The following is a 25,335-nucleotide window of genomic DNA, read 5'->3' as shown; positions in this document are numbered from 1 at the left end:
ACCGCTCCACGCGCAATAAATTAACTCTGAATACGTCCCTCAAAATTAAACAACCTTCATCGCCTTCTCGCCGCAAATAAAATAATATTATGTCGGCAAGGAGGCCATGATGAAGAACCGTAAATATCCACGCTTGAAAAATCATGATTACCGCACCAACGGCGCCTATTTCATCACCCTGGTTTGCCATCGCCGCGCACCTTTATTTGGCCTATTCATCGCAACAGAATTCTGCCTCACGCCGATTGGGGATTATGCCATTAAAGCCTGGCAGGCCTTATCACAACGCGATACCGCGATAACCCTTGATGCCGTTGTCCTGATGCCGAATCACCTGCATGGCATTATTTGGCTAAATGAAAGCACACATCGGTCCCTGCTGAATATTGTTAATTGGTTTAAAGCGGAGATAACGCGTGAAACTGGGATAAAGGTATGGCAGCGCAGCTTTTATGATCGCGTAATTCGGGATGAACACTAATTACTGAACATCCGCAGATATATTGAAGAGAATCCCATGAAATGGGAACTGGACAGGTTGTATGTATCTGGAAAACCGTAGGGTCGCCATGAATGGCGACCACATTACCAGGTGCGCATTAATGCGCACCCTACAAGCAACGCAGAGATCTGTTTACGATGGAAAATCCGTCTCAATCGAGGTTTGTTTCCACGCTTCGATCTGCGTCAGGCGCTCTTTCAATTTATTGGTCACCGCGTCGTAACCCCATGCGCCCATCACCAGATGGCGCGGTGGATTGGCGTGTTCGGTGATGGCGATCATCGCACTGGCTGCGCGAGCCGGATCGCCCGCCTGGGTGCCGCTGTATTCTGAGGTGGATTTCATGCGCGCTGCCGCGGTTTCAGCATATTCCGGCAGCTTGCTGGGGGTTTGATGCAGCGAGCGACCGGCCCAATCGGTGCGGAACGGGCCAGGTTCGACGCAGGTAACGTGAATGCCCAGCGGTGCGGTTTCTAGCGCCAGCGAGTCAGACCACCCTTCCACCGCATGTTTGCTCGCCGAATAGTAGCCCGAGCTGGCGAAGCCAATAAAACCAGCGACCGAGGTGATATTGATGATATGGCCGCTGCGCGCTTTGCGCATGGCAGGCAGCACCGCGCGGGTTAGCGCGAACAGGCCAAACACGTTGGCATCAAACTGGGCGCGAATCTCTTTCTCTTCACCCTCTTCCACCGAACTTTGATACCCGTAACCGGCGTTATTAACCAGCACATCAACGCTACCGAATTTCGCCAGCGCTGCGTTCACGGCCTGTTCGATGCTGGCCTGATCGGTAACATCCAGCGCCAGCGCCAGCGCGTTATCGTGTCCGCTCACTAAATCCTGCACTTTTGATACATCACGTGCGGTAACAACCGTGTTGAAGCCGCGCGCAATGGTCTGCTGCGCCAGCTCGCGACCAAAACCGGTTGAACAGCCTGAAATGAACCAAACTGGCGTAGTTGTTGAAGCCATAGTAACGTCCCCTTCAATGTGAATAGGCCCAATGAAACCTCACCGGGCAAAGAGAGTAACTATGGCAAACCCGGTCAAGGGTGATTAGCGATGCGTGCGCCATGAACAGGCCGCAGGGCTTGGTTCCCTCTCCGGCCAGCCGGAGAGGGTGAGGGAAAAGTACAATCAGATCTGGAAATCGATGGCCGGTTCGTTCTCGGTTTCGTAGGAGAGCGCCTGACGCTTGATCTCCTCCAGCGACAGATTAGCGTTACACAGCTCGAGGAACTGCCACACGTAGTTGCGCTGTAGTTGTCCGCGCTTCAGTCCCAGCCATACGGTATTGGCATCAAAAAGATGGTGCGTATCGATTTTTACCAGATCTTCGCCTTCGTAAATATCACACGCCTGATCGGCGAGAATACCCACGCCAAGGCCCAGCTCAACGTAGGTTTTCACCACGTCGGAATCCTGCGCGCTGAGCACGATATCCGGCCTGAGTCCTGCCGCCTGGAAGGCACGATCGACGCGCGAACGGCCGGTAATGCCCTGACGATAGGTGATCAGCGGATAGCGGCTAAGGCTGGCAAGCGTCACCGGCTGATGCTGCAGCAGCTCGTGATCGTGCGGCACCAGCAGCGAGTGATGCCAGCTGAACCAGGGAAACGCCGCAAGGCTGCTGTTGTTCACCAACTGCTCGGAGGCAATACCGATATCGGCTTCACCGGCCAACAGCATGGCGACAATCTCCTGCGGCGACCCCTGATTCAGCTCGAGACGCACGTTCGGATAGAGCTGTCGAAACGCTTTAATCACGCGCGGCAAACTGTAACGCGCCTGGGTATGGGTGGTAGCGATAGTCAGCACGCCGCTGGTTTCATTGGTAAACACATCCGCTAAGCGGCGTACTTTGCCCGCTTCATCAAGGATGCGTTCAGCAATGGTCAACAACGCTTTGCCCGGCTCGGTCATGCCGAGGAGTCGCTTGCCACGACGAATAAAAATTTCCACGCCCAGCTCATCTTCCAGATCGCGAATATGGCGGCTTACCCCGGATTGGGAAGTAAACAGCGTATTCGCCACTTCAGTCAGGTTGAACTCGCAACGGGCCGCTTCACGTATAATTTTAAGTTGCTGGAAATTCACACCCTTTTCTCCTGATTCCTGCCCCTGTTTCGTCCATGTTATGAAGTTGGTGTGATTGCAACAAATAATAAAAAACGGTGTGTTATGCGGAATAGTAATAAGGGAAGGCGATGGGAGGTGAATAGCTGACAGGCATTACGCAGGGTAGCGGCGCACGGCATTGCGCCATAAATTGCGCCGCTACAGCGTAAGTAATGAACGTGTGACTTAGCGTGGCTGGCCGTCGACGAGGGAATCCATCAATTCCATCTCTTCGCGACTCAGCAGTTTACCAATGTTAACCAGGATGATCATGCGGGTGTCGATCACGCCAAGGCCCAGCAGATAATCACTGGAAAGCACCGAGGTGAAGTCGGGTGTAGGTCTGATCTGATCGGCTTCCAGTGACAGCACGTCCACCACGCCATCCACCACGATGCCCACAATGCGATCGCCAAAGTTCAGGACAATCACCACCGTGTCTTTATCATCTTCCGTAACGGGCAAATGAAAACGCAAACGTAAATCGATGATTGGCACGATGACGCCGCGCAGATTGGTCACGCCGGTAATAAAATCTGGCGAGTTGGGGATACGCGTGGCGCGATCGCAACCGCGTATCTCCTGTACCTTGAGAATATCAATGCCATACTCTTCGTCGCCGAGACGGAAAACTAAATACTCTTGCGCCACGGCGTCTTTGTTGGCCAGGGAAACTGACATGCTAAAACTCCTTCCACACCCGCGCGTTGGCGCGCGAGCGTTTGCTGCTAATCGTTAAGGGTCGAAAGCTCAACCACATCCAGAATCAGTGCCACGCTGCCGTCACCAAGAATCGTCGCGGCCGATACGCCTTTCACTTTGCGGTAGTTCTGCTCAAGGTTTTTCACCACCACCTGTTGCTGGCCGAGTAGTTGATCGACCCACAGCGCATAGCGGACGCCCGCGCTCTGCACAATCACCACAATGCCATCGTCGCTGTGCGCGTCGCCATTGACCGCGAAGCGCTGACGCAACAGCACCAGCGGCAGATACTCACCGCGCACCTGCAATAGGCGCTCTTCACCGACAAAGCGGCAGATCATCTCTTCTTTCGGCTGCAGGGATTCCATGACGGCGCCCAGCGGCAGCACATAGATTTCATCGGCCACTTTCACCAGCATGCCGTCGAGAATCGCCAGCGTCAGCGGCAGGAAAATGCTGATCGTGCTGCCTTCTCCGGTGCGGGAGTGAATATCCACATGGCCGCCCATCGCCAGAATATTTCGCCGCACCACGTCCATGCCCACCCCGCGTCCTGAGACATCGGTGACGCTTTCGGCGGTAGAGAAACCGGCAGCAAAAATCAGCATCCACACGTCGTCATCACTGATCGTCTCGCTGACGTTCATCCCTTGCGAGCGCGCCTTAGCGAGGATTTTTTCACGGTTCAGACCAGCACCGTCGTCCGTCACTTTTATCACGATGTTGCCACCGTGATGTTCCGCCGAAAGCGTTAAATTGCCGCACGCCGGTTTGCCTTTCGCCAGACGTTCTTCGGGGGATTCGATACCGTGATCGAGACTGTTACGCACCAGATGCGTCAGCGGATCGATAATGCGTTCAATCAGGCTCTTATCCAGTTCGGCCGATCCGCCCTTTAGCGTCAACTCCACCTGCTTATTGAGGCGCGAACCCAAATCGTGCACCAGGCGCGGGAAGCGGCTGAACACGTAATCCATCGGCATCATGCGGATCGACATCACCGATTCCTGCAGCTCACGCGTATTCCGCTCCATCTGCGCCACGCAGTTTTGCAACCTGTCGTAGCTGCCGGGCTCGAGCGAATTGGTGAGCTGTGACAACATCGCCTGGGTGATGATCAGCTCGCCAACCTGATTGATGATCTGGTCAACTTTACTGACCGCCACGCGAATGCTGCTTGATTCCTGATTCGCCGCACGCGGCGCAGCGGCAGCAACTGCTGGCGCAGGTTTTTCTGCCACCACCGGAGGCGGTGCGATAACGGGCGCTGGCGCGCTCACTTCCGCTGCCGCTGTCGATTCAATTAGGATCTGCGTGTCGTCCAGCACAAAGCAGAGCACCGCAGAGATCTCCTCGGCGGTGACGCTGGTGAGCAGATCCACGGTCATGCTGTTGCCGAGGCTTTCCACCTGCATGATTGTGCCAAGATGCTGCAGCTCTTCACGAAGCAGTGTCTGTTCACGGGGCTCAACCGCGCTGAGGGTAACGCGTAAAAGCGACTCATCACCGCTCTGCGCCGGAACGGGGCTGGCAGCGACCACCGCCGCCGCGGGTGGCGTTACCGGCTCGCCCTGCTCCAGCAAGGCAATCTCACGCAGCGCCTGACAAATATAGTGAAAACTCGCCTCATCGGGCTCCTGCGAAGACTGATACGCTTCCAGCTGCGCTTGCATAATGTCTTTACTTTCCAGAAACAGGTTAATGTGGTTACGGTTGAGCATCAGCTTGCCGCTGCGCGCCTCGTCCAGCAGGTTTTCCAGCAGATGGGTGGTTTGCTGCAGCGCACTGAAGCCAAACGTGCCCGCGCCGCCTTTCAGCGAGTGGGCCGCGCGGAAAATCGCGTTAAGCTGCTCTTTGTCCGGCGAAGCCAGATCCAGCTGGAGCAGATGCTGCTCCATATCCGCCAGCAGCTCTTCCGCCTCACTGAAGAAAATCTGCGAAAAATCATTCACGTCCATCGGTGTAACCCTGAACCTCTTTCAGCTGAGCGCCGTTAATTTCTGCCATTTCCGGCACCTCGGGTACCGGCTGCACGCTGCGGGTTTCGCTACGGATCGCCTGCTCTTTACTGCGGCTCAACACCAGAATACTGATGCGGCGATTGCGCGGATCGTCTGGTGCCACATCCTCTAACGGCAAGTGGCTGGCATTGCCGATGACGCGCAGGAAGCGTTCATCACTCAATCCGGCGCTCACCAGCACACGACGAACCGCATTGGCACGGCCGGTGGAGAGCTCCCAATTGCTATAGCCGCCGACGCCGCCCGAATACGGCAGTGAATCGGTGTGACCGGTCAGACTGATCTTGTTAGGCAGCTCATTCAGCAACGGCACCAGCGCTTGCAGGATGCCGTTCATATAGGATTCCGGTATTTCGCTACCAATCTTAAACATCGGTCGATTTTGCGAATCGGTAATCTGGATCAGCAGCCCATCGTTGGTAAGGGTGAGCAAAATATTGGATTTGAAGTTGTTCAGCCGCGGATCGGTTTGAATCATCTGCTGCAGCTTTTTCTTCGCCTGCCGCAGACTTTCCAGCGCCTGCTGGCGGCTCACCGCATCCATCTGCTTTTTAAAGACTTCGCCATCTTTTTTTACCAGATCGTCACCGCCGCCGGGGATCACGCTGTCGCTCAGGCTGGTTTTATTGCCTTGCGCCAGGGCGGGTTTTAACGGCACGCGAAAGTAATCGGCTATCTGCTCACGCTGCGTGGGATCGGATTGCGACAGCAGCCACATCACTAAAAAGAACGCCATCATGGCGGTCATAAAGTCGGCGTAAGCGATCTTCCAGGTGCCGCCATGGTGCGCGTGTTTATGCTTCTTGCGCTTGCGGACAATAATCGGCGTATCTTTTTTCATGCGGCAGCTGCATCCGAGGGTTTGGATTTCAGGCTGGCGTTCGATTTCACTTCGCGCACGTGCTCTTCCAGCTCTTCAAAAGAGGGACGTTCGCTGGTGTAAATGGTCTTACGGCCAAATTCCACCGCAATCTGCGGCGCGTAACCGTTCAGGCTGGAGAGCAGCGTGACTTTGATGCACTGCAAAATCTTCACCTGATCGCTACTTTTCTGGCGCAGCAGCGTGGCCAGCGGCAGAACAAAGCCGTAAGCAATCAGAATACCGAGGAAGGTCCCCACCAGCGCGTGGGCAATCAGCATGCCCAGCTCAGCAGCAGGACGATCGGCTGCGGCCAGCGCGTTCACCACGCCCATTACCGCCGCGACAATACCGAAAGCCGGAAACGCATCGCCGACGTTATTCAGGCTCTGCGCCGGGACTTCCAGCTCCTCTTCACAGGTTTCGATCTCTTCGTCCATCAACGCTTCGATCTCATGCGAATTCATGCTGCCGCCAATCATCAGGCGGAAGTAGTCCATGACGAAGTTGCTGAGCATCGGATCGCTCATCAGACGTGGATAGGCGCTGAGAATCTCGCTGTTCTGCGGATCTTCAATATCCTTCTCCAGCGTCATCAGGCCATGCACGCGGCTTTTGGTCAGCAGCAAAAACAGCATCGCCATCAGATCCATGTAGACCGCTTTGTTATAACGTCGACCTACGAAGAGCCTGGCAACCGCGCGACCGGTAGATTTGAGGGATTTAACGTTGTTACCAACAATGAAGGCGCCAACGCCAGCACCACCAATAATCAGCAGTTCTAGCGGCTGGAACAGGGCGGCAAGTTCACCGCCGGAGAGCACAAAACCACCAAAGACAGTGAAGATAACCACAAGATAGCCAATGATAACTAACACAACTTCTCCTTTCTGATTTTATCTCCGGCGCGGTAAAACCACGCCGGCTACTTGCCATCTTGTTAGCCGCACCTGTCAGGGGATCAGGCGTTTACCAACATAAAGTTGCTGGCAGCCAGCGGGCTCGACTCGCTAGCAAAATTCACCTGAGACTTCTTAAATGCACGCGATGGCGGACTACACAAACTGCACGTGAACGGATTTTTGATAAATTCCGTGGTCACAATAAAACCGCCCTGACATACGCTGCAGGCTTTACGCGAAATAATGCCGCAATCAATAAAGCGTAATAATGTCCAGGCACGCGTCAGCCCCAGTACCGGTTTATCACCCTCTCGTGATGGGCACTGTTCCAGATATAAACGATACGTTTTCATCAGCGTCTGGATGGACGGTGCCTTTTCGGTACTTTTTAAATAGAGGTAGATGTTATAAAACATCGACGAATGTATATTTTGTTCCCAGGACATAAACCAGTCTTCTGAGAACGGCAGCATCCCTTTCGGTGGCGGGCAGCCACGTAACTCTTTATATAAGCGCAACAGGCGACGACGGCTTAATGAGGTTTCCGTTTCCAGAATCTGCATACGCGCACCGAGGGTAATCAGCTCCATCGCAATATTTACTTCGTGTACTTCTTGCAGCAGGCTTTTCTCACACATTCCAGACACCTCGCTCTGCAACTTCTGCCGGTGCTTCACTGAGTGAATTAAGCAAATTGGTTGAAAGAATGATGCCAGTATGAATTTGCTGCAGTGCTTCTATACGTGAATCCTTGGTTAGGTTTTCGATGACCACTTCATCATCAACACGAAGTCGGCATATAAATTGATTGGTTGCCGCCAACTTCATTAACTGCGGCAGTGACAACTCTTTTAAGTTATCCATAGTTCCCTCGGATAATCCCAGACGGAAACCAGCAGCAAACTTATCCTGACGGATTATCTGCTGAGCAAGCAGTAGATATGACAAATTGATATCATGGATGTGTTGAAGATATTCATCGAAATTAGACACTGAGTAACACCTCAAAGTTTATTAATCATAAACAGGTAAAATCAAAAAGGTGATCATTGTTATCAGCTGGAAATTCGCATCTCTGCAACACCGCTCGTTCACATTTATTTCACACCAATGTGTAGAGTGGATAACCCATATTCCAGACTAATGAAAACCACCTCATCGGAAAGTGGAAAAAGCATAACTTCTAGGATTATTCCTGGCAATCAGTCGAAAACAGGCCTAATCCGATGTTATTCACTAACCTTATGATTAAACTATGATTATTGAGCTGTTAAACGTTCTTAAACCTTATGCGTTAATATTAAGCCTCTATTTTAACCGCTGTTAACATTATTAACACCCTGGCTTCATACCTCGAACGAGGTATCATCCATCCTGCTGCGTAAGCGTTTAATTGCCAGACTATGCAACTGACTAACGCGCGTTTCCGTCACGCCAAGAATCAAGGCAATCTCTTTCATGTTAAGATCTTGTTGATAATAGAACTGCAGGATACGCTGCTCGCGCTCCGGAAAAAAACGAATATGCTCAGCAATACTCTCCACCAGCTTATTCTGAATGGTTTCATATAGCGGATTGAGCGATTCATGTTCGTCGGTTGATGTTTCCCAGGCATCCGGAGACATTTCCTGCAACTCTTCTATCGAATACATTTGGCTGGTATTGGTATCGGCCAGCATTTGATGAAATTCGTTGAGAGAAATGCCCATGCGCTCAGCAATATCCAGCTCGCTGGCTTCACGCCCCTGCTCTTGTTCTATTTCACGAATAATGGCAACCATTTCACGTGAATGGGTTCTGACGCGACGCGGCACCCAATCACGTTCACGTAATTCATCCATTAATGACCAGCGCACGCGTTGTATTATCCAGGCGCTGAGCGTGACGCCTTTCTTTGGGTCGAACGTTTCAACAGCACCTAAAAAACCGATGGCACCAGCCTGAATAAGATCGTCCAGCTCGACACTGGCCGGCAATCGCTTTTGTAAGCGTAAAGCTTCCTGCCGTACCAGATAGTGGTATTTCGACCACAGCGCTGTTTTATCTTCCAGCCCTTCGGCTGTATAAATACCGTTCACGTTACTTTTCCACCCCATATTCTCAGTGAGAATTATCCGGTGAAAACGCCTTTTCAAATAGTGCAATAAGGCTTTATAACATGGCGCTTTCCGGTACTTAATTAGCCTGTTTGCGTAATTACGTTGAGAAAGCGCCAATCGGTGCGGCTATTTATCGCCTTTGAATAAATTAAAAGGTTTCCCACTGGGCGTGGTTATTATCTGGCTTCGCGTGTAAACGTGGCGCGTGCATTTTCATCGGCAGCAAATCGTGCTGACTGGTAACGCGTTCACCAAGCGCAAATTGCGCCACCAGTTTTTCCAGCTCGTCAGAATGCGCTTCCAGCTCACCTGCCGCCATCGCCGCTTCTTCCACCATCGCGGCGTTCTGCTGCGTCACCAGATCCATTTCGTTGACGGCCTGGGAAATCTGATTGATTCCGGCGCTCTGCTCATCGGATGCGGAGGTAATTTCACCCATAATCTGGCGCACCTGCGCCACGGACGTGACGATATCCTGCATCACTACGCTCGCCTGATTCACCTGACGTGAGCCGCTATCCATATTGCTTACGCAGGTATTGATCAGCGTGTTGATCTCTTTGGCCGCTTCGGCACTGCGTTTCGCCAGATTACGCACTTCTTCGGCTACGACGGCAAATCCACGCCCCTGCTCACCCGCGCGTGCCGCTTCAACCGCAGCGTTCAGCGCCAGAATATTAGTTTGGTTGGCAATGCTGTCGATGACGCCGTTGATGTCGGCGATCTGACGCGAGCTATCGGTAATTTGCACCATGATCTGCTCAAGGTTTTGCATCGCTTCACCACCCTGCTGCGCATTGCTGCTGGCGCTTTCCGCCAGCTGGCGTGCGGCATAGGCGTTGTCGGCATTTTGCCGTACCGTGGTTTTGATCTGTTCCATGCTGGCGGCGGTTTGCTGCAGCGCGGCGGCCTGCTCCTCGGTGCGAGAAGAGAGATCGTTATTGCCCTGGGCAATTTCTTGTGAATTGGTATGCATGCGCACTACGCCTTCACGAATGCTGAAAATCGTACTGCTGAGAGAGGCGCGCATCGCTTCCAGTTCGGCCAGCATGGCGCCAATTTCATCGCGATTGCCATGCTCAATGACGTTACTGAGATCGCCAGAACCCACGCGTTTCAGCACATCAATCGTCATATCCATGCGCTTCACCAGCGCGCGGCGCAGCCAGTAGCGCACCATGAACAACATCACCAGCGCAATCACCACCACCGTGCAGCCCAACACCATCATGGCGTTATAGTCCGCTTCTGCCGTCGCCACCGCTTCATCACTGTGTTGGTCAGCGATCAGGCTAAACTGATTGATTTTTTCACGTAGCGCACTGCGCAGCGACTGAAGGTTCGCTGGCGTATGACGGTATTCACGCGAGCTATGCACCGCATCCAGATTCGCCTGCACCGCCGTATAAAGATCGTTAAACGCGCTGTTCACTTCAGCGGCAGCCCGCTGTTCCTGGTCATTATTGAACGGGGAAGCCATATAGTCGTCCACGGCATCGAGAGACATTTTCAGCACATTTTTGGTGAGCATTTCGGTTTCCGGCGAAACGGTTTCACCGCGCATCACCATCATCATCATGTCGCCAATATTCGCCTGCGCGGCGCTAATGTTATAGGCGGCATCGCGCATCTGGTCGCTATTAGTTGCAGCCACTAAAATACGTTTAAAGTTAAGGTTATTGATATAGGTGTTATAGGTCGTGAACGCCGTCACGCCCATTAGCGTCACGGCGAAAACGCCAATCACCAGGCTCAACCTGGTATATATTTTCAAATTATTAAACATAGTTTGTGTTCTCTACCGCCAGCAGAGAAACGGCTGGCGGTAAGACGTCCTGGAAAGTGAATAAAGGAGTGAAGCGATTATTTATTGAATAAATTCATCTTCTGCATTGACTGGAATACCATCATCGAAGCCGTGAGGGAAAATTCCGACATTTTGGAATCCATCAACAGGCTGGTCATGGTTTCGTAATCAGAACCAATCGCCGTCTGCACCTGCACGGTTAGATCGTTGATCATCGTATCGCCGTTCATATCTAATGCGTCGATCTGCTGCAAATTAGTCCCCAGCTCAGCCTGCGCCTTACCCAGGCGATCAATGCCTGAATCGACTGCCTTGCTCGCAACACTAAGCGCCGCCTGCATGGCATCCGGGTCGAGGGGATCGCGCAACAGTTCGGTGATTGCTCCATCCAGGTCTTTGAACAGATCGCCAAACACGTCGTTGCCTAGATGACCCACCGTCATTTCGGTGCCGTCCGCAATCGTCAGCTTGCGCGCTTCCCCGCCACCGATATAGGTGCCGCTGCTATCAAAAGCCGGACTGTCGGTTTTAAAACCGGAGAAGATGTAGCGGCCGCTGCCGTCGCGGTTATTCGCCAGATCCAGCAGATTGGCACGAATACCCTGCAGCTCTTTCCCCAGCGCAGCGCGATCTTCTGCTGAGTAAGTATCGCTTTTCGCCGCAACGATTTTTTCTGTCAGGCTGGTGGTCATTAAATTGCCCACGCCGCTTAAAATATTATCTTCATGCTGCAATGCATTACGCGTCGATGAACGGACATTTTTGTACAGCTCCTGCTTCGCCAGCGCATCCTGCGATTTTACCGCGCTGGTGGCCGCACTCGGATCGTCTGAGGCGCGCAATAATGATTTCATATTAGAAAGGCGTAACAGCACATCATTATTATCACTTACGCGCTTCGACATACCTTCAGCGCTTTGTTTAAACATATAAAGCGTACTTAATCGCATTATATTTTCCTTATTTAATGGCTAACAGGGTGTCGAGTAACGACGTTGCGGTTTGCAACATCTGCGCGCTCGCCTGGTAATATTGTAAGAACATCGTCATATTGACGTTTTCTTCATTCAGATCGACACCCGAGAAGGCCTGCTTGGTTTCAAGTTTGGTGTCGGCATCAATTTGGGCTGACGTCATATTCGACTGCACGGCGCGGGCGTTGGAACCGATGGTGCCCACCAGGCTGGAATAGGCTTCGCTCAGCGTGCTTTTACCAATCAGTTTCTCGTCCTGGATTTTCAGCATTTTTTCCAGGTTGTTGTTATTGCTTGGGCCGCCATCTACTTTGTCGGACGCGGCAAAGTCTTGCGCGCTGGCCAGCGCACGGCTAATGCCGGTTGCGGCACCGGCGACCGGGTTGAGCGTAAAACTGTCGCCCGAAGCGGCACCCGCCGGCACATCAATCTCTACGCCGTCAAAGGCCAGGGTATCGCCGGAGAGCGTGGCTGGCACGGTGCGTCCGTCCGAACCCGTCACTGTCCACTGGCTACCGTCAAAGCTGATGCTGTAATCCTCAGCATTTACTTTGGTGTAATCCGTGACTTTGCCATTGGTGAGATTGCCCGTGCCGGTGTTTTTCGTATTGGCAAAGACCTGCATATCGGGCAGCTTGAACAGGTCGCCACCGGCGTCGCCCGCTGGCGTATAACCCTGACGATGCTGTTCGTTAAAGCGGCTGGCCATCTGGAACGCAATTTGATCCAGCTCGTTGCGCGCCAGCTCCAGATCTTCATTACGGAACTTGAACAAGCCCGACAGGCGGCCTTTGGTAAAGCTGGATTCGTTAATCGCCTCGCTTTTACCCTCTTTGTTCACGTAAGAGACAATGGTTTTATTGGGATCGCTCGGCGAAGGGGACGTGGCGAGTTTGTACTGCTCTTCACCAAACACCAGCGGGCGACCATCTGCCAGCGTGACGTCAACGCGGCCGGTGATTTTGTTCTCGGTGACATCAATGCCAACCTGCAAAGCCAACGATTCCAGCAGCGCATCACGCTGATCCAGTAGATCGGCCGGCGCAGAGCCATTCTGTGCCTGCACGCGCTCCAGCTGCTTGTTAATCTCCGCCAGCTGTTGGGTGTAGGCATTAATATCTTTGACGCTCAGATCGATCTGGCTGTTGGTGCTTTTTTCCAGATTATCCAGACGTTTGCCGCTTTCGTTAAAGCGCTGTGTTAACACGCCGAGTGAGCTATACACCGCCGCGCGTGCCGGGCCATCGGAGGCATCGCCGCTCAGCGTTGCCATCGATTTAAACAGGTTGTTCAGTGACACCGAAACGTTGTCCGACACATCGCCCAGCATGTTATCGATATCGGCCAACTGCTGATAACGTCCGTCCAGCGCCCCAAGTTTAGAGCCTGAATCCCGCAGCTGAGTATTGGTAAACGCATCGTAGACACGGCTAATATTGTTCACTCTGGCGCCGTAGCCGTAGAAACCCTGCGCCGTGGCGAGGCCACCCGATTCCCCAATAATCATTTCACGACGACTATAGTTCTGCGACGTAGCATTAATCATGTTGCTACCCACAACATTTAAAGCGGACTGACCTACATTCAGGCCACTTTTCGCTAAATTAAACAGGTTATTCATAAGTTCTCTGTAGATATCAAGATGACCTGCTAATTGCCGCCAGGCCAAAATATTCAGTCGGTATATAACTCATCGGTGATAGTAAAAATCTCTAAAACACCTTCTTCAAAATAATTGCGCCAGGTCAGTTTTATAGGCTGAAACGCCCTGCTGAATATCCCCTTTGACCTTTTGAATAATATTGATGAGTTTGGTTGCGTAGGCCGGATCGGTGGCATAACCGCCCGCCTGCAGCGCTTTCGCGCCCTGCTCCGCCGTGGTGGAATTCACCACACGGCTGTAGCGTGGATTGTTGGTCAATAACTTCGCGTAATCTGCCAGCGCATGTTCGTAGGAGTCGTATACGCGGAAGGCGGCTTTCACTTTCTGCTTCACGCCGTTGATATATTCGGTGGTGGTGATCTCAGCCGTTTTACCTTTCCAGTCGCCGGTCGCCTTAATGCCGAACAGGTTGTGGCTTGGGCTGCCATCGGCGGCCGGAATTTCACGCTGGCCCCAGCCCGATTCCAGCGCGGCCTGCGCCAGAATCAGATGCGGATGCACGCCACTCTGCTGCGCGGCCGCCTGCGCCGGACGCATCAGCTTGGCAATAAAGTTGTTGCCGCTGATGTTCTGGTTACCAAACGATACCGGTGCCGGTAAACGTACCGGTCCGGTGGCGGCACGCGCGAAGGCGGTGGGCTTGCCTGCCGCCAGTGACACCGGATCGCTGCCGGGTGCGCTGAGGTTATGTTTTTCACTCTCACCGCCGAGCTGGCGGACGATAAGATCGGCAAAGCCGAGCTGTCCTCCCTCGGCGATGTTTTGTGCAACTTGTTGATCGTGCATGGCGGTAAACATCTCCGACGACTGGCTATGCAGCAGATCGTCTTTGATGGTGGCATCGCGCATACTTTTCATCATCATCTGCACGAAAATGCCCTCCATCTGCTGCGCCGCGGCTTTTAAGGCGCCGGGCGACTGCCGCCCGGCCTCCCGTTTCAGCTTATCCAGCGAGCGCACATCAAAGGCTGGCCGATCAAACTTATCCATCGCATCCATTAATTGATCTCCAGTTTCGCCCGCAGGCAACCGGCGTTTTTCATCGCCTCAAGAATCGACATCAGCTCATTCGGCGTGGCACCCAGCGTGTTCAGCGCGCGCACCACGGTATTGAGATCGGTGCTGCTGCGTACGCTTTGCAATGAACCGCCGTTATCACGCACCGAGATATCGGTTTGCGGCGTGACCACCGTTTGCCCACCGCCAAACGGCGTGTCCGGCTGGCTGACCACATTGTTTTGCGTCACTTCCACCGTCAGCGCACCGTGCGCCACGGCGCAGGCATCCAGCGAAACATGCCGGTTCATCACCACCGAACCGGTGCGCGAATTTACGATCACTTTGGCATCCTGCACGCTAACGCGTACCGGAATATCCTGAACCGCCGCAAGGAAGCGTACGCGCTCTGGGCCGGTGGCCGGGGCAAACAGGCGAATGGTACGTGCATCTTCAGGAATGGCCGCGCCGCCGTTATAGCGACGGTTGATCTCATCGCTGATCAGTTGCGCCAGCGAGAAATCGGATTCATTCAGCTGCAAACGCACCACGTTCTGGCTGGCAAAATCATTGGGTATTTCGCGCTCAACCGTGGCGCCCGAGCTGATGCGCCCGCCGTTGAGCTGGTTAACCTGCACGCGGCTGCCGCCTGCGGAAGCACCCGCGCCGGAGATCAGCACGTTGCCCTGTGCGATGGCGTAGATTTGGTTATCCGCGCCTTTCAGCGGCGTCATCAGCAGCGTTCCGCCGCGCAGACTTTTCGCATTACCCAGCGAAGAGACCACGATATCCAGCTTATCGCCGGAACGAGCAAACGGTGGCAGCTCTGCCGTCACCATCACCGCCGCGATGTTTTTCAGCTGCATATTGGTACCCGGCGGCACGGTAATGCCGAGCTGCGACAGCATGTTATTCAGGCTTTGGCCGGTAAAGGGCGCCTGCATGGTCTGGTCGCCCGTGCCATCCAGACCCACAATCAGGCCGTAGCCCATCAGGGCGTTAGAACGCACGCCCTGCACCGTAGCCAGATCGCGCACGCGTTCTGCCTTCGCCGCACCCGGCAGCATCACCGTACAGGCGATGAGCAGGATGCTAAAAAATACAAACAGGGATTCTTTTTTCATTGCCGTATCAGAATGGAGAAAGGTTCAGGAAGAAGCGCTGCAGCCAGCCCATATTCTGCGCTTCGTTGATATAGCCGTTTCCGACATATTCGATACGCGCATCGGCCACCTGGGTCGATGGCACGGTGTTATTGCCGCTGATGGTGCGCGGGTTAATCACGCCAGAGAAACGAATGAACTCGGTGCCCTGATTAATGGCGATCTGCTTTTCGCCCACCACTTGCAAATTGCCGTTCGGCAACAGCTGGTTGACCGTAACGGTAATGGTGCCGGTGAAGGTATTACGCGCTGCCGCGCCGCCTTTACCGGAGAAATCGTTGCTGCCGCTGGCGTCAAAATCTGCTTTGCCATTACCCAGCCAGCCTTTGAGCTTACCCGGCAAGGCGGTGAGGCCCGCACCGGCAGAGCCGTCACGATTGGCGCTGGCAGAAGAGCTTTTGCTGGCGCTGACGTTTTCCTGCAGCAGCACCGTCAGCGTGTCGCCGACGTTACGCGGGCGGCGATCCTCAAACATCGGCTGATAGCCATAATTCATCGACTGGCCCGCCTGGAACAGCGAACCGCTGGTGACCGTCGTCGCCATCGGCGTCGGCGCGGCCGAGGTGGGGCCGGTGACCAGCGGTTTCTGCATGATGTGGGCGCAACCGCTCAGCAGCAGTGCACAGGCGATGACCGCAACCGGCGGCAAGGTATAGAAAGAAGTTTTCATTTCAATGTCGTAATAGTCCGGGCGTGGCGGATGTTGCAGGCCGCGCCCGGAGAGGGAAATTACAGCTGAGAAAGACGCTGCAGCATCTGATCCGAGGCGGATACCGCTTTACTGTTGATCTCGTAAGCGCGCTGAACCTGAATCATGTTCACCAGCTCTTCGGCCACGTTGACGTTGGAGGTTTCGATGTAGCTCTGCTTCAACGTACCGGCATCTTCCAGGCCCGGGTTCAGCTCATTTGGCGCACCGGACGACTGGGTTTCGCGGTACAGGTTGCCGCCAATGCTCTCCAGACCGGCGTCATTGACGAAGGTCGCCAGCGTCAGCTGACCAATTTGCTGTGGCTGCGCCTGGCCAGGCACGGTGGCGCTGACAATACCGTCGGCGCTGATTTCCAGTTTCTTGGCATCCGCCGGTACGGTGATGCCCGGCTGCACCGGGTGGCCTTCGGCATTCACCAGCTGGCCGTTCTCATTTTTATCGAAATGGCCATCGCGGGTGTAAGCGGTGCTGCCATCCGGCAACTGCACCTGGAAGAAACCTTTACCCTCGATCGCCACATCGGTCTCATTGCCGGTCTGGTTCAGTCCGCCCTGCGTGTGAACACGCTGGGTCGAGACGGGACGCACGCCGGTACCAAGCTGCAGGCCGCTTGGCAGCGAACTCCCTTCAGAAGCCTGCGCGCCAGGCTGACGCATGGTTTGGTACAGCAGATCCTGAAATACCGCACGCTGACGCTTAAAGCCGTTGGTATTCACGTTCGCCAGGTTGTTGGAGATAACGTCCATGTTGGTCTGCTGTGCTTCCAGACCGGTTTTTGCGATCCATAAAGAACGAATCATGTTGATGCTCCTTGGCGCGGCTTAGCCGACGCTCAGTAACTGGTTAGCCTTTTGGGCATTTTCGTCGGCGGTACGAATCACTTTCATGTTCATATCGAAGCCACGCGAGTTAGCGATCATCTCTGCCATCGCCTTAACCGGGCTGACGTTGCTGCCTTCCAGTGCTTCGGGGCTGAGGCGCAGCTGCTCATCCTGCGCCAGCGCGCCCGCCGCTGCGGAACGGAACAGGCCATCATCGCCGTGCAGCAGGCTGCTCATTTCCGCATTGACCATTTTCAGGCGGCCGACCTGCACCAGCGCGGTGGCATCGTCACCGCCGCCCAGCGCGGAGATGGTGCCGTCCGCGCCAATGGTCACTTCCGACTGCGGCGGCACGGTTAACGCCGCGCCATCGCCCATCAGTGGACGACCACCGACGCTCAGCGCGCCCTGGTTATCCACCTCAATGGTGCCGTTGCGGGTATAGGCTTCGCTGCCGTCCGGCATTTCCACCGCCAGCCAACCGTTCTGTGGCAGCGCCACGTCCAGGTTGCGTCCGGTGTGGGTGATGGGGCCCATGCTCTCGTCGTGGAACGGCGTTGATTCCGCCACCAGCGCACGGGTGTTGAGGCTTTCGCCTGCCACTGGAACAGCGCGGAACGCCGCCAGCTGCGCGCGGAAACCGGCCGTTGAGCTGTTCGCCAGATTGTTGGAGGTAACCGCCTGGCGATTGAGCGAGGCGTTGGCGGCGCTCATGGCGGTATATATTGCGCGATCCATTCAGGCCGTCCTTAACGCAGGTTAACCAGCGTCTGCAACAGCTCAGACTGGGTTTTAATGGTTTGCGAGTTCGACTGGTAGTTACGCTGATAAACGATCATGTTGACCATCTCCGCGCCCATATCGACATTCGACTGCTCCAGCATGCTGCCGTTGACGTCACCAAAACTGCCGGTGCCGGACGCGCCGAGGAACGGCTGACCTGAGCTCGATGATTCTGACCAGACGTTGTTACCTTCCGACTGCAAACCGCTGGTATTGGGGAAATCGGCCAGCACGATCTGCGCCACGGTTTGACGCTTACCGTTGCTGTAGGTGGCAACCACTTCGCCGTTATCGCCAATCTTAAAGTTCTGGTATTTACCCGGTGCCTGACCATCGATTTCGCCGAGTTTCACCAGGCTGTCACTGGCATTTTTCGTCAGCGCTTTTAAATCAAGCTGCAGATTAAGTGCGTTGGCGCCGTTGAGCGCAGCACCCGTAATGTTCATGACGCCGCCAGCGGGGACGGTGGTGCCAGGGATCAGGTTGCCGCTGGCATCAAACTTCAGCTGCATCTCTGAATAGATAGGCTTCGGCGGTGAACCCGTGTCCATCCGGGGTGACGTTTCATCACCCGCATAGGCTTTCCACTCACCCGGCGAGGTCTGGACGAAATAGACTTTGACGGTGTGCTTGCTGCCCAGGCTGTCGGTGGCTTCGATCTGGCTGACGAAGTTATAGGTGCTTGGGTCTTCCGCATTAAAGGCGCTGGCGATCACCTTGTCGTCATCGGCTTTCAGATTGCCCGTGAGCGTGCCGGCGGTTGAGGCTTCTGGCTGCATATCATCGGTAGGAATGCGGATCGGGCCAATCGGCGCGCCTGGCTCAATTTTCGGCGGTGTGCCCGTGGCCTGGTAGCCGGTCAGGTACATGCCGGAACTGTTGATGACGTTGCCCTTTTCATCGGTATTGAACTGGCCATTACGGCCGTAGAACACGCTGCCACCTTCGTTCACAAAACGGAAAAAGCCTTTGCCATCGATCGCGATATCCAGATCGCGTCCGGTTGATGCGAGGCTGCCGCTGTTGAAGTCCTGGTTGATGCCCGCGACCTGCACACCCAAACCGGTGGTACCGGCGAAGATGTCGGCAAATGAAACCGAACCGGCTTTGAAACCAACGGTCTGGGAGTTGGCGATGTTGTTGCCTACCACGTCCAACGCTTTAGATGCTGCATTGAGGCCGCTCAGGCCCTGAGAAAAACTCATAATGAAATTCCAGAAAGTAAGAGGGATTATTATTGGATGACAAAAATATCGGCCAGCGTAACCATGTCGTCGCGACCCACCAGGTGCAGGTACGGGCCTGCGTCGGTTAAGGTCACACCCGCGACCGTCTCTGCCGTCAGGCCAGTGACATCAACGGTGTCCTCACCTTTTTTGGCGCTGAAAGTGACGGTGTACTCGGTATCAGGTGCGGGTTCAGCCGGTTTGAATTCTTTCAGATCGTCGAGGCTGAATTTCTTGGTGCCCGCCTTAACGTTTTTCAGATCTGCGGTGTAGGCATTGCCTTCCGCATCGGTCAGCGTCACGGTGACGGTGTCAGCATCGTTCTTCAGGTAGAAGTTGAAGTCTTGAGACTCTGGCGTCGCGTTCGTATCGGCGATCGGCAGAATTTCGTTATTGCGGCCCACGGTCACCTTAGGATCCCCTTCCATCAGCACGCTACGCCCAACCCATGACGCCGCATTCATGCTTCCCAGCGAAATCATCGTCTGCTGCATATTTTGCGCTGCGGTATTCAGCTTCTCGATGCCCGCTGCGGTATTGAACTGTGCCAGCTGTGAAGTGAGCTGGTTGTTGTCCATGGGATTGGTGGGATCCTGATTTTGCATCTGTGCCACCAACAGCTGCATAAAGCTGTCGGATAAATCGGCGGCGGCGCTGCCGTTGCCCGATGATGCTGAGTTAACGCTGTTATTTACTGCAGAAACCATGTGCTCAGTCCTTACTGGCCAAGGGTTAAGGTTTTCAGCATCAGGCTCTTAGCAGAGTTCATCACTTCTACGTTGGCTTGATAGCTGCGTGAGGCGGAGATGGTGTTCACCATCTCATCCACCACGTTGACGTTGGGCATGCGCACATAGCCCTGCTGGTCGGCCAGCGGATTACCCGGCTCATACACCATGCGATCCGGCGCGCTGCTCTCCACAACGTCACTCACCCGCACGCCGCCGACATCCTGACCGGCCTGTGCCTCCACCGAGAACACCACCTGACGTGCGCGATACGGCTGGCCGTCTGGACCGACGACGCTGTCGGCGTTCGCCATGTTGCTGGCGCTAACGTTGAGGCGCTGTGATTGCGCCGCCATCGCCGAGCCGGAAATATCAAATATGCTGAAAAGTGACACTGATCATTACCCCTGGTTTAATACCGTCATCATTTTCTTAATATCCGCGCCAAGGAAGGTCAGCCCGGATTGATATTTCACGCCGTTATCCGCGAAATTAACGCGCTCGCGGTCCATATCCACGGTATTACCATCGGCACTCGGCTGATCCGGAATGCGATACATTAATTGATCGTCGTCAATTAATTTTCCTTTGGCTGCAATATGCCGGTCTGACGTTAATGCCAGTGAGACCGGTGATTTCGCCATTTGTTGATTATCCATGGCGTTTTTTAACTGCTTTGTAAAATCAATGTCACGCGCCTGATAACCCGGCGTGTCGGCATTGGCAATATTTGATGCCAGGATATCCTGGCGGCGCGAGAGTAAACCCAGCGCTTGCTGCTGAAAACGAAACGCGTCGTCCAGTTTATTGACCATTAAAGATGGCTCCTGCTACAGATTATTTTACCGGCGATAGTGTAGACAGCAGCGGTGAATTATCACACTGCGAAGAGTCGACAGAAATAAACGCATTTAGACTCATAAAATAAAGCAATGCGGGTTGAGAGGAATGAAGCGAGTAAATGGCGACAAAGGTGTTGCCATTTACCGCATTAAAAGCAACGCATCAGCGGTTATAATTTAATCACGCTGAATACAGCACACGTTTTCTTTTTATATTTAAGGCACCCCGGATGAAAATCCCTCTTGTAAAAATCTTCGCTACCGCGTTGGCCTGCTGTTCGCTGCCGTTAATCGCCAGCGTGCCGGATACGCCCTCCGCCATTGAGCGGCTGCAAACGCGCCTGGATGCGCTGCTTTCACCTCAGGTGGAAGTGAACACTGACATCGTGCGCACCGTGGAGCTGCTGGCCACGCCACAGCAGCTGGCGGCGTTATGTGAAAACCCGGAGCTGCGACTGGCGGGACACGATACGCGCCTGACCGGCAAGCGCACGGTGATCGCCAACTGCGGCAAGCGCAATCACTACCTACCGGTGCGCATCAGCGCCCAGGGCAGCTGGTGGGTGGCCGCCCACGATCTGGCCGGTGGTGACATCATCCAGCCAGGCGATATTAAGCGCGTAACGGGAAATCTTGAGGGGCAACCGCTGGGACTTGTGTTTGAAGCCAATGAGATTGTGGGTCAGCGTTTGACCCGGGGGTTAGCGCTGGGAAAGCCGTTAGTACAGAGTCAGTTGCGCCAGCAGTGGCGCTTGCGCTCAGGACAAACCGTTGACCTGGTCACCACCTCGGCGGGCCTGCGTATTCGCAGCCAGGGCAAGGCGATGAACAACGCGGCGGTCAACGATACGTTAAAAGTTCGGCTCAATAATGGTCGTACAATCAATGGCAAAGTGAACGAAGACGGCCAGGTGACGATTTTTTTACAACAATAATTTTAGTTTTTTCGCCAATCACCGATGACTAGTTTATACGCAGTGGCACACCTAAAACTGGCGAGGATGAATATGAGTATTGAAAGCACCAAAGCAACCGCAGCGATTAACACGATCGCCGCCACGCAGGATATGCGCACCCGCTCACAGACGCAGAATAATGAACCGTCATCTGCTGGCCGCGCAAAAGCGGATAAAACCGAAGTCACCCTGAGTGCGCTGACCAAACAGATTCAAACCAACGACAGCCGCGACGTAAATTATGCGCGCGTTGCTGAAATCCGTGCCGCATTAGCCGCAGGCGAAATGCCGATTGAGCCCGAGAAAATAGCGCAATCGCTGGTGCAGGAACTCTTTCAGTTTTAATAATTGCAGGCCTTTTTAAGTTATGGAAAAGCTTTTTCCTATTTTGACACAGATGAAAACGTCTCTGGACGAACTAGAGGCGATTATGATTGAGGAAGTCAATCAGCTAAATCGCACGCAGATAAACCCGGTTTCACTGCAAATCCTGACCGATAATAAAAGTCAGCTGCTGTCGACCATTCAATATTATGATGAACTGCGTCGCCAGCAGGAGCAGCAGTCTGCGCTTGAAGCGCCCTACCATCAACACAGCAAATTATTTGCCTGCTGGCAATTGGTAAGCGAACGCGTGCGCATTACCAAATCACTTAATCTACAAGTGGAACATCTGCTGCAAGGCCATATGAAGAAGAATCAGCAAATGCAAAAAGTGGTAGAGAAAGTCGGCCACAATACCAGCACACTTTATGGCCCTGCAGGAGAATCCAATAATCTGCCGAGCGGACGCAAATACAATATTAGTATCTGATTTCCTGACCTCTGGATGTTTATTTACTCGCCTTCACGGCGAGTTTTTTTTGCCCGGCGTAAAAGAATAATCACTATCCCGGTAGGCAACGCGCGCAATAAATTGCGTATATGCAGGTGCGCATGAATGCGCACCCTACGAAACTTTAGGGTCGCCATTGATAATAAGCCATGAAATTACCGAGAGCACCTTCCGTAGTGGCGCAATTCATTGCGCGATAAATCGCGCCGCTACGGAAGGTGCGGTGATTTGATACGGCGCTAACCGGTCGGCATTACGCCATCAACGGCGACCGCACGCCGGTAACTGACAAGAATTAAACGGCGTTATACGCCTGGGAAGAGCTGCGCGATTTGCGCATTGCGGACATATCCTGGCTGAGAATAGAGAGGCGGGATTTGATAAGAGTGCGCAGCTGGGCATCTTCTGCCAGCAGCGCCGAAAGCTGCTGCGCAGTGAGCGTCTCCGGCTCCTGCGTAAAATCGCGTTGGCATAACGCCTGCATCTGCGCTAAATAGGCACCGATCTGCTCGCTGAAGGCCTCCCAATCTTCTTTACTGGCCAACGCTTGCAGCTGCTGGTTTACCTCCTGCAGCTGCATAATCTGCACCATTATCTTATTTTGCATGGCTCACCTGACGTGCTTGCGGTTCGATGGCTTTCCACGTCTCAGACAAATCAACCATCAGCGTGATCAGGTGCGGCAACTGTTCGCCTGATTTATTGACGCTGGCTTCCAGCAGGCTGCGTGAAACGTATTCATATAAACGCTCAAGATCGGCGGAAATCTGGCCACCGATTTCGTGGTCGAGCCCGGAACGCAGGCCGTTGTCGATAATGTTGATCGCGCGTGAAATCATCTCTCCGCGCCGCGCCACGTTGCCAGTTTGAAAATAGATTTCAGCGCGGCGCATGGCATTTATCGCACCGTCCAACAGCATGGTGATGAGCTGGTGCGGCGTGGCGCCAGAAACCTGGCTGTCGAGGGAAACATCAGAGTAGGCATTCTTGCCGGTTTTGCTGTACATCATTTTGTCCTGCCGGGCAGACGCGCTGCCCGGGAATTAGGGGATTAACTGTTCATCATACCGAGCAGCGCAGACTGCAGCTGGGTACTCATGTTATTCATTTCTGTCATCGCTTTATCAAGACGGATGAACTCTTTCTGGCTGCGCGCCAGGCTTTGCTTGATCAGATCTTCAATACGGCTGATCTGCTTTTCATTACGCTTATCCTGGGCCTCAATGCCTTTTTTCGCCGTGGCGATAGCGCCCTCAACTTTAGGGTAACCTTCGTTATCGCCCAGATAGGTTTTGAACAGTCCATCCATCTTGCCTTTCAGGCCTTCGGCGCCATCTTTGCCGAGGAACAGCGCTTCCACCTCTTTCGGGTTGTTTTTCAGCGCTTCTTCGAGCTTTTTGCTATCGATGGTGAGCGTGCCCATCGTCCCGGTGCTCTCCTGGCCCGCTTTAAATTCATCAAATTTAACGCTAATGCCCAGGCTACCCAGCGAAGGGAAAACTTTGCTGATATCGCTATAGCTCCCCACTGTCGTAGATTTTATCTGGCTGCTTAAGCGGCGCAGCGTGCCATCACCAAATAGCGCGCCGTTGTTGGGGTTTTGCTGTGCTAGCTCGTCGGCGTTCTTGATAGGCTCTTTATAAACGCTCACGCTGGAGACGGTACTGAGGAAGGCGTTGTACTGCTTGACGAACTCCTCAATCATGCTTTTGACTTTGGAGGTGTCGGCGGTTACCGCGAGGGTTTCAGGCTTATATTCGTTCTTTTCAACGTCGCCTTCATCTTTGATAATTTCGGAGACTTCACGCAGTTCAAACGTAATGCCTTCAATGGCATCGGTAATGGTGTTTGAGCTGCGTACTACAAGCTCTCCGTCAATGTACATCTTGGCGTTAAGCGCTTTGGTCATTTCTTGCATGCCGGAGGTTTTGCCTGGACCATAGTCCAGCACGCCAGCCAGCTTATCATCTCCGCTGACTTCCATCTTAATCTCGCCATCGCTACCGGTTTTCTTGGAAGTGACAACCAGTTTGAAGCTGCCGCCTTCCGCCGCCATCACCGTGGCGTTGACATCACCGTTCTGGGCGTTGATTTTTTTCGCGATCTGCACCAGCGATGTCTCATCATTTTTGAGCGTCACTTCCATCGGCTGACCTTCACCGACGGTGATTTTTAAGGTGCGCGTGTCGCTGCCGTCACCCAACTGCGCATCGTTGGTGTCCTGCGCGGCTGAACCAATTTTGTGCGACTTGGCCAACTGCGCCACCGCCACAGAGTAGCTGTTAGGAATGGCGCCTTTACCTGCGGTGGCTTTAAAGGCTTTGTTATCGCCAATGCTGACGCCGTTAAAACCTTCATCCTGCAGTTTACCCAGGTTGGTTTTTAATGCGTCCAGCGAGCTGGAAATCTTGCTCCAGGCAGAGAGCTGACCGCTATAACTGCTTTGTTTCTGTAAATAGGGGTTAAGCTTTTTACTTTCTGCGGCTTCAAGCTGGCCCAGCAGTTGTTGAATATCGAGTCCGGATCCACCCAAGCCAGAAATTGGTGCAATCGCCATAATAAGGTTCCTGTAAGCAATATAAGAAGTGTTCTTCTTTTCCCATCGGAATTTCAGGGAATAAGT

General features: G+C 53.8%; 28 protein-coding genes. 4 read left to right on the top strand and 24 right to left on the bottom strand.

Annotated features, from left to right (window positions below; translation table 11 throughout):
- Positions 1-106 precede the first annotated feature (106 nt).
- Positions 107-481, top strand: coding sequence for a transposase (locus tag CRO19_RS16775; RefSeq protein WP_141400248.1), 375 nt, complete (start codon positions 107-109; stop codon positions 479-481).
- 153 nt (positions 482-634) lie between these two features.
- On the opposite strand, the gene CRO19_RS16770 is transcribed toward CRO19_RS16775, so the two are convergent.
- The 21 genes from CRO19_RS16770 to flgB form a co-directional block, all read right to left on the bottom strand.
- Positions 635-1,477, bottom strand: a complete 843-nt coding sequence (locus CRO19_RS16770) for an oxidoreductase (RefSeq protein WP_097096845.1) — start codon at positions 1,475-1,477, stop codon at positions 635-637.
- Between the two features lie 165 nt (positions 1,478-1,642).
- The gene (gene cbl, locus CRO19_RS16765; protein WP_008109354.1) at positions 1,643-2,602 is read right to left on the bottom strand and encodes an HTH-type transcriptional regulator Cbl; all 960 of its coding nucleotides are present in this window, start codon (positions 2,600-2,602) and stop codon (positions 1,643-1,645) included.
- Positions 2,603-2,809: 207 nt separating this feature from the next.
- On the bottom strand, positions 2,810-3,304 hold the full coding sequence (locus CRO19_RS16760) for a chemotaxis protein CheW (protein WP_097096844.1): 495 nt from the start codon (positions 3,302-3,304) through the stop codon (positions 2,810-2,812).
- A 47-nt stretch (positions 3,305-3,351) separates the two neighbouring features.
- Complete coding sequence (cheA, locus tag CRO19_RS16755; protein WP_097096843.1) at positions 3,352-5,283, bottom strand: chemotaxis protein CheA; 1,932 nt, start codon at positions 5,281-5,283, stop codon at positions 3,352-3,354.
- Positions 5,270-6,187: a flagellar motor protein MotB gene (gene motB / locus CRO19_RS16750; protein WP_097096842.1), complete on the bottom strand. Its 918-nt coding sequence runs from the start codon at positions 6,185-6,187 to the stop codon at positions 5,270-5,272. The genes cheA and motB overlap by 14 nt, the downstream gene beginning before the upstream one ends.
- The gene (gene motA, locus CRO19_RS16745; RefSeq protein ID WP_097096841.1) at positions 6,184-7,083 is read right to left on the bottom strand and encodes a flagellar motor stator protein MotA; all 900 of its coding nucleotides are present in this window, start codon (positions 7,081-7,083) and stop codon (positions 6,184-6,186) included. The genes motB and motA overlap by 4 nt, the downstream gene beginning before the upstream one ends.
- Positions 7,084-7,166: 83 nt before the next feature.
- Positions 7,167-7,745, bottom strand: coding sequence for a flagellar transcriptional regulator FlhC (gene flhC, locus CRO19_RS16740; protein ID WP_097096840.1), 579 nt, complete (start codon positions 7,743-7,745; stop codon positions 7,167-7,169).
- Positions 7,738-8,100, bottom strand: a complete 363-nt coding sequence (gene flhD, locus CRO19_RS16735; RefSeq protein WP_097096839.1) for a flagellar transcriptional regulator FlhD — start codon at positions 8,098-8,100, stop codon at positions 7,738-7,740. The genes flhC and flhD overlap by 8 nt, the downstream gene beginning before the upstream one ends.
- A 353-nt stretch (positions 8,101-8,453) precedes the next feature.
- The gene (locus CRO19_RS16730) at positions 8,454-9,185 is read right to left on the bottom strand and encodes an RNA polymerase sigma factor FliA (protein ID WP_097097683.1); all 732 of its coding nucleotides are present in this window, start codon (positions 9,183-9,185) and stop codon (positions 8,454-8,456) included.
- A 169-nt stretch (positions 9,186-9,354) separates the two neighbouring features.
- Positions 9,355-10,992 (bottom strand): methyl-accepting chemotaxis protein, encoded by a 1,638-nt coding sequence (locus CRO19_RS16725; protein WP_097096838.1) that lies wholly within the window; start codon positions 10,990-10,992, stop codon positions 9,355-9,357.
- A 77-nt stretch (positions 10,993-11,069) separates the two neighbouring features.
- Positions 11,070-11,963 (bottom strand): flagellar hook-associated protein FlgL, encoded by an 894-nt coding sequence (flgL, locus tag CRO19_RS16720; RefSeq protein WP_097096837.1) that lies wholly within the window; start codon positions 11,961-11,963, stop codon positions 11,070-11,072.
- A gap of 10 nt (positions 11,964-11,973) precedes the next feature.
- Entirely contained in the window at positions 11,974-13,608 is a 1,635-nt protein-coding gene (flgK, locus tag CRO19_RS16715; protein ID WP_097096836.1) for a flagellar hook-associated protein FlgK, read from the bottom strand.
- 105 nt (positions 13,609-13,713) lie between these two features.
- Positions 13,714-14,649 (bottom strand): flagellar assembly peptidoglycan hydrolase FlgJ, encoded by a 936-nt coding sequence (gene flgJ / locus CRO19_RS16710; RefSeq protein ID WP_097096835.1) that lies wholly within the window; start codon positions 14,647-14,649, stop codon positions 13,714-13,716.
- Positions 14,649-15,770, bottom strand: coding sequence for a flagellar basal body P-ring protein FlgI (locus CRO19_RS16705; RefSeq protein ID WP_097096834.1), 1,122 nt, complete (start codon positions 15,768-15,770; stop codon positions 14,649-14,651). Before CRO19_RS16705 ends, flgJ begins: the two co-directional genes overlap by 1 nt.
- A 7-nt stretch (positions 15,771-15,777) precedes the next feature.
- Complete coding sequence (gene flgH, locus CRO19_RS16700; protein WP_097096833.1) at positions 15,778-16,479, bottom strand: flagellar basal body L-ring protein FlgH; 702 nt, start codon at positions 16,477-16,479, stop codon at positions 15,778-15,780.
- 59 nt (positions 16,480-16,538) lie between these two features.
- Positions 16,539-17,321: a flagellar basal-body rod protein FlgG gene (gene flgG / locus CRO19_RS16695; protein WP_097096832.1), complete on the bottom strand. Its 783-nt coding sequence runs from the start codon at positions 17,319-17,321 to the stop codon at positions 16,539-16,541.
- Between the two features lie 21 nt (positions 17,322-17,342).
- On the bottom strand, positions 17,343-18,080 hold the full coding sequence (locus CRO19_RS16690) for a flagellar basal body rod protein FlgF (protein ID WP_097096831.1): 738 nt from the start codon (positions 18,078-18,080) through the stop codon (positions 17,343-17,345).
- Between the two features lie 11 nt (positions 18,081-18,091).
- A complete protein-coding gene (gene flgE, locus CRO19_RS16685; protein ID WP_097096830.1) occupies positions 18,092-19,330 on the bottom strand; it encodes a flagellar hook protein FlgE in 1,239 nt (412 codons plus the stop codon).
- A 29-nt stretch (positions 19,331-19,359) separates the two neighbouring features.
- On the bottom strand, positions 19,360-20,058 hold the full coding sequence (locus CRO19_RS16680; protein ID WP_097096829.1) for a flagellar hook assembly protein FlgD: 699 nt from the start codon (positions 20,056-20,058) through the stop codon (positions 19,360-19,362).
- A gap of 11 nt (positions 20,059-20,069) precedes the next feature.
- On the bottom strand, positions 20,070-20,474 hold the full coding sequence (flgC, locus tag CRO19_RS16675; RefSeq protein WP_097096828.1) for a flagellar basal body rod protein FlgC: 405 nt from the start codon (positions 20,472-20,474) through the stop codon (positions 20,070-20,072).
- 6 nt (positions 20,475-20,480) lie between these two features.
- Positions 20,481-20,894 (bottom strand): flagellar basal body rod protein FlgB, encoded by a 414-nt coding sequence (flgB, locus tag CRO19_RS16670; RefSeq protein ID WP_097096827.1) that lies wholly within the window; start codon positions 20,892-20,894, stop codon positions 20,481-20,483.
- A 257-nt stretch (positions 20,895-21,151) separates the two neighbouring features.
- On the opposite strand from flgB, the gene flgA reads away from it, so the two are divergent.
- The 3 genes from flgA (at position 21,152) to CRO19_RS16655 (ending at position 22,691) form a co-directional block, all read left to right on the top strand.
- Positions 21,152-21,856, top strand: a complete 705-nt coding sequence (gene flgA / locus CRO19_RS16665) for a flagellar basal body P-ring formation chaperone FlgA (protein ID WP_097096826.1) — start codon at positions 21,152-21,154, stop codon at positions 21,854-21,856.
- 72 nt (positions 21,857-21,928) lie between these two features.
- A complete protein-coding gene (flgM, locus tag CRO19_RS16660) occupies positions 21,929-22,222 on the top strand; it encodes a flagellar biosynthesis anti-sigma factor FlgM (RefSeq protein ID WP_097096825.1) in 294 nt (97 codons plus the stop codon).
- 22 nt (positions 22,223-22,244) lie between these two features.
- Positions 22,245-22,691, top strand: coding sequence for a flagella synthesis protein FlgN (locus tag CRO19_RS16655; RefSeq protein WP_097096824.1), 447 nt, complete (start codon positions 22,245-22,247; stop codon positions 22,689-22,691).
- A 316-nt stretch (positions 22,692-23,007) separates the two neighbouring features.
- Here CRO19_RS16655 and CRO19_RS16650 read toward each other — a convergent pair whose 3' ends face one another.
- Genes CRO19_RS16650 through fliD form a run of 3 tightly spaced genes read right to left on the bottom strand, consistent with a single transcriptional unit; the run spans position 23,008 to position 25,269 of the window.
- On the bottom strand, positions 23,008-23,319 hold the full coding sequence (locus CRO19_RS16650; RefSeq protein WP_097096823.1) for a flagellar protein FliT: 312 nt from the start codon (positions 23,317-23,319) through the stop codon (positions 23,008-23,010).
- Positions 23,309-23,719, bottom strand: a complete 411-nt coding sequence (fliS, locus tag CRO19_RS16645) for a flagellar export chaperone FliS (RefSeq protein ID WP_097096822.1) — start codon at positions 23,717-23,719, stop codon at positions 23,309-23,311. Before fliS ends, CRO19_RS16650 begins: the two co-directional genes overlap by 11 nt.
- A gap of 44 nt (positions 23,720-23,763) precedes the next feature.
- Positions 23,764-25,269, bottom strand: coding sequence for a flagellar filament capping protein FliD (gene fliD, locus CRO19_RS16640; protein WP_097096821.1), 1,506 nt, complete (start codon positions 25,267-25,269; stop codon positions 23,764-23,766).
- Positions 25,270-25,335 lie beyond the last annotated feature (66 nt).

The sequence above is a fragment of the Candidatus Pantoea floridensis genome (genome assembly GCF_900215435.1).
In the GTDB taxonomy this organism is placed as follows: domain Bacteria; phylum Pseudomonadota; class Gammaproteobacteria; order Enterobacterales; family Enterobacteriaceae; genus Pantoea; species Pantoea floridensis.
This window is presented reverse-complemented; position numbering and strand designations above follow the sequence as displayed.